Annotated in this window: 4 protein-coding genes and 1 pseudogene; all 5 read right to left on the bottom strand. The window is 32.1% G+C overall.

Annotated features, from left to right (window positions below):
- Positions 1–151: 151 nt before the first annotated feature.
- The 5 genes and pseudogenes from HNS40_RS21785 to HNS40_RS21800 all read right to left on the bottom strand — a co-directional run bounded on the left by HNS40_RS21785 (position 152) and on the right by HNS40_RS21800 (position 3,254).
- A complete protein-coding gene (locus tag HNS40_RS21785; protein WP_172284830.1) occupies positions 152–766 on the bottom strand; it encodes a hypothetical protein in 615 nt (204 codons plus the stop codon).
- Positions 732–1,334, bottom strand: coding sequence for a JAB-like toxin 1 domain-containing protein (locus tag HNS40_RS23020; protein WP_256367568.1), 603 nt, complete (start codon positions 1,332–1,334; stop codon positions 732–734). Before HNS40_RS23020 ends, HNS40_RS21785 begins: the two co-directional genes overlap by 35 nt.
- 9 nt (positions 1,335–1,343) lie before the next feature.
- A pseudogene (locus HNS40_RS23570) lies at positions 1,344–1,463 on the bottom strand (RHS repeat-associated core domain-containing protein); the annotation flags it as partial.
- 20 nt (positions 1,464–1,483) lie between these two features.
- A complete protein-coding gene (locus tag HNS40_RS21795) occupies positions 1,484–2,056 on the bottom strand; it encodes a hypothetical protein (RefSeq protein ID WP_172284831.1) in 573 nt (190 codons plus the stop codon).
- 4 nt (positions 2,057–2,060) lie between these two features.
- Positions 2,061–3,254 (bottom strand): RHS repeat domain-containing protein, encoded by a 1,194-nt coding sequence (locus tag HNS40_RS21800; RefSeq protein ID WP_172284832.1) that lies wholly within the window; start codon positions 3,252–3,254, stop codon positions 2,061–2,063.
- Between the last annotated feature and the right edge of the window lie 346 nt (positions 3,255–3,600).

Here is a 3,600-nt window from a genome sequence, read left to right on the forward strand (position 1 = left end):
TATAAAATAAGCTTTATCTGATTCGTGTATTTTATACTTATCTGACATCTAACAAAGATAGAAAATTTAAGAAATTGACTGTCTACCTTGTTGTTATACGCACGGAAAACATTTCCGCGCTAGCGGGATTTTTATAATACGAACACTATTTTTAATTACAAAATGTTGTTGAAACATACCGAAAACCATCTTCATTATATTTATAGAATAGATAAGAAAATTTATTAATATCATGATATCCTAACTTTCCCCATTCAACTGAAGGCTCAGGTTTGTTGTAATAAATGGGGAAATTTGAAACACTTTCTGAGGAAAAAAAGGTTTGATATAAATCACTATTTATACTATCTGACAAAACAAAAAACGAGTAACCTTTGTAACAAAAAGCACCGGAAAAACACTCTCCTTCATCTATTAACCTATCATAAAAAACATTGTAACTAACACCTTGTTGCAACTCTATTTTTATTGTTACTCCTTCTTGATTATTGTACACTGAACTCATACAAAAAACAAAATATAACCAAGTATCCTTTTGGTCATTATAGAGAGTGTCAATTAATGAAATGGAGTGTTCAAGAACGTTTGTAATTTTATTAGAAACAAATAATGAATCTAATGAATATGTATTGTTAATCTTTAAATCTTTATCATCTATAACACTAGAACATTGCGAATACGCACTGCCAGATAATAGAAAGAAGACAAAACCAAGTATTATTATTTTTGTCTTAGAACTCTCCTTTATAAAAATATTTTGTATCATTTTTTATACTCCTTTTATACCATCTATTACCTTGGTTGAAATGGATATTTACTTCTGCTTCAGAATTATTACTAATTACCTTATCTCTAACTGCCCTATCTCCTTCAGATGAATGTTCCGATGTTGGTCTTACAGGATGAGAATGATCAGCTTTATGTATTTTTGCATTTGGATTTCCCGTAAGAACAGCAACAATTCTACTACTTTCTGAATCTTTTCTTTCATTTCCAGAAGTTGTTACAACAGATTTTGCTTCTTGATTGTTTAAACTATAATCAACCAACCCCCATTCTTGATTCTCACCAGTTTGTTCTATTACAAAAGAAAAGAGTTTCTCACCATCAGATGTATTTTCAACAGATACATTTTGTATAGGCTTACCTTCTTCACTATCTCCCTTATTTACAACGCTTTCTATTGGTTTGCCAGAAAACTCTACAGAAGCTCCAGTTCTAGTAGTTGTTCCATCATCATTCTCAGTTACAGCATATACAACATCATTATCCGAATCTCCAACATTTTTTATCTCTCCATTATTAATATTTAATTCATATTCATCAACCACCATTCCATCAGGGTCAATAAATCTGATTGGATTGTTATAAGCATATTGATAGGGTGTCCATCTTCTTGCAATTTCACACATTGGGTCAGCCACATGCCAACGCCCCAATGCTGGATCATAGAACCGCGCCCCATAATCATACCATCATTCTTTCAAAAACGCTTTATCTCTATTATCTCTCCCAAATCTACAGTATCATTTTTTATATATAATTTTCTTCTCATACTCTCAATAGTTCTAATCTTTCTAACAGAATCTTTTAGTTCAGGGAAATAGTTTAATAAATCAATAGGAAAATATTGATAATATCCAGAATTACTCTTAATTAAATACGATAATAATTGACTATCATCATAATATTTATTTTGGTATTTCACCCCAAATCTTTCGCCCAAACAAAGATGAGTTTCATCACCATTATTAAAATTGATAACACAACAAACTCTTGCATCTAGACTACCAATTTGAGAGTCTAGCTTCAGTATTTTTAATAATGAATCAACTTGGTTTAAAACAGTTTGGTTAAAAATTACAGTATCAACAATACCTATATCAAAACTTTCTTCATTTAACAGTTCAGAACATACAAGACTTATTGGCGACTCAAAATGCCCCTTATAATACTTGATTTCTAATGAGGATATTGATTTCCGACTATCAATAGAACACTCTACAAAAATAAGGAAAACGAAACTAATTAAAAATATATTAATTCTTTTATTCATGTCTTTATTTGTTCTTATATTTCCAATCTTCTTTCTTTATTACAGTACCTTTATGATCAGGTCTTACCCAACCCTTTTTTGCTTCACCATTTGCTTCGGCTGTTTTTGCCTCAGCTCCAGTTATTACTCTTTCTTCTTCATTATTATCATATTTAATATTTTCTTCATCTACTCTATCTTGATGCTGTGTTGTTCCCCCAACTTCATCATCAACAGCATGATCAGCTTCGTGCTCTAACACTGTTGCTGGAGAAAGCTCAATACCATCAGTAGTTTTAATACCCTGATCTGAATTCCAAAAAACATATGGTTCCACTGCATCTTGTCCATTTTTGTATGTCGCTACTGCATATCCAAATTCAGAACTTCCAGATGTAGATGTGATTTTAATATCATGCCCATTTTCATTTGTTGCCGCATATTTTAATTTATCTCCACCTCCATTTCTAGTATTATAATTATAAGCTGAAATTACATTTTTAACAAAGTTGTTTTTGGGGGCATTTGCACCATTTTTTCCATTAAAACTAAATGGTGGTTGCAATTTCTTATTGCTATCCCTATAGTATATTTTAATATCATTTCCATCAGGGTCAATAAATAAAACTGGATTATTTGCTGCATAAGTATAGGGAGTAAATGAATTGTATTTTTCTGCCTTGTTATCGATTACATGCCATCTCCCCAAAGCCGGATCATAAAATCGTGCCCCATAATCATACCAAGCCAAATCAAAATCAGTCTGTAATTCTTTTCCGTTGTAAAGATACTTATTATCTGGTAAATTACTGGGCATATTAAAAGTTAATTCTTCTCCCATGCTCATACCAAAAGGATAATAGCTTTGGTCTTGTAAAATTTCACCTGCCTCGTTAAACATGACTCGGGTATTGCCTAGGTGGTCTTTTAGGGCGTATTCGTAATCGAATCCTCCATTTTCATTGGGCACTAAACGGCCTTCGCTGGTTTGGATAAATTGCAAGGTGGCATTTTCGTATACATAGGCTCCAATATAATCTGTTGTTATGCTTTCTTTGCTACCATCGTGGGTGTGTTTTCTTAATTTGCTACCATTTGCTGTATAGATATAGCCTATGCTTTTGCTCTCTGCATTATCATCTTTAAATTGAATAGATGTAGGCAAGTTTAAATAGTTGTATGTGATTTTTTCTATCCCCTTATTATCATCTTTATACATGTTGCCATTGTCATCATACAGATACTCAATGGCATTATCTATACCATTATCTTTGAAGCCAAAATTTTCAAAATTTGAGCCTGTTCCATCATTTACAGATAATAATTGGTTGTCAGTAATTCCATAATCCCGCTAGCGCGGATTTGCAATCCGTGCGTCATATAACACTGTTTACCATATCATTAAACATAGTTCTTCAATTCAGGAGTTTCTAAAATAACATTCAATACAAAAGACAACTCAGCATAATTCCGTGCAGTGCTAAACAAATATTCCTCTGGTCTTTCAACTAGCATTTCTTGAACTGGATTCTGATGAATATAGTTTAACTTCTCATAAAAGAACT

It is taken from the genome of Lentimicrobium sp. S6, assembly GCF_013166635.1.
Classification (GTDB): Bacteria; Bacteroidota; Bacteroidia; order Bacteroidales; family UBA12170; genus UBA12170.

Excerpts from the sequence above, each read along its gene's own strand:
- HNS40_RS21785 (WP_172284830.1), bottom strand. The coding sequence starts at position 766 with ATGATACAAAATATTTTTATAAAGGAGAGTTCTAAGACAAAAATAATA.
- HNS40_RS23020 (WP_256367568.1), bottom strand. The coding sequence starts at position 1,334 with ATGGTGGTTGATGAATATGAATTAAATATTAATAATGGAGAGATAAAA.
- HNS40_RS21800 (WP_172284832.1), bottom strand. The coding sequence starts at position 3,254 with ATGTATAAAGATGATAATAAGGGGATAGAAAAAATCACATACAACTAT.
- HNS40_RS21795 (WP_172284831.1), bottom strand. The coding sequence starts at position 2,056 with ATGAATAAAAGAATTAATATATTTTTAATTAGTTTCGTTTTCCTTATT.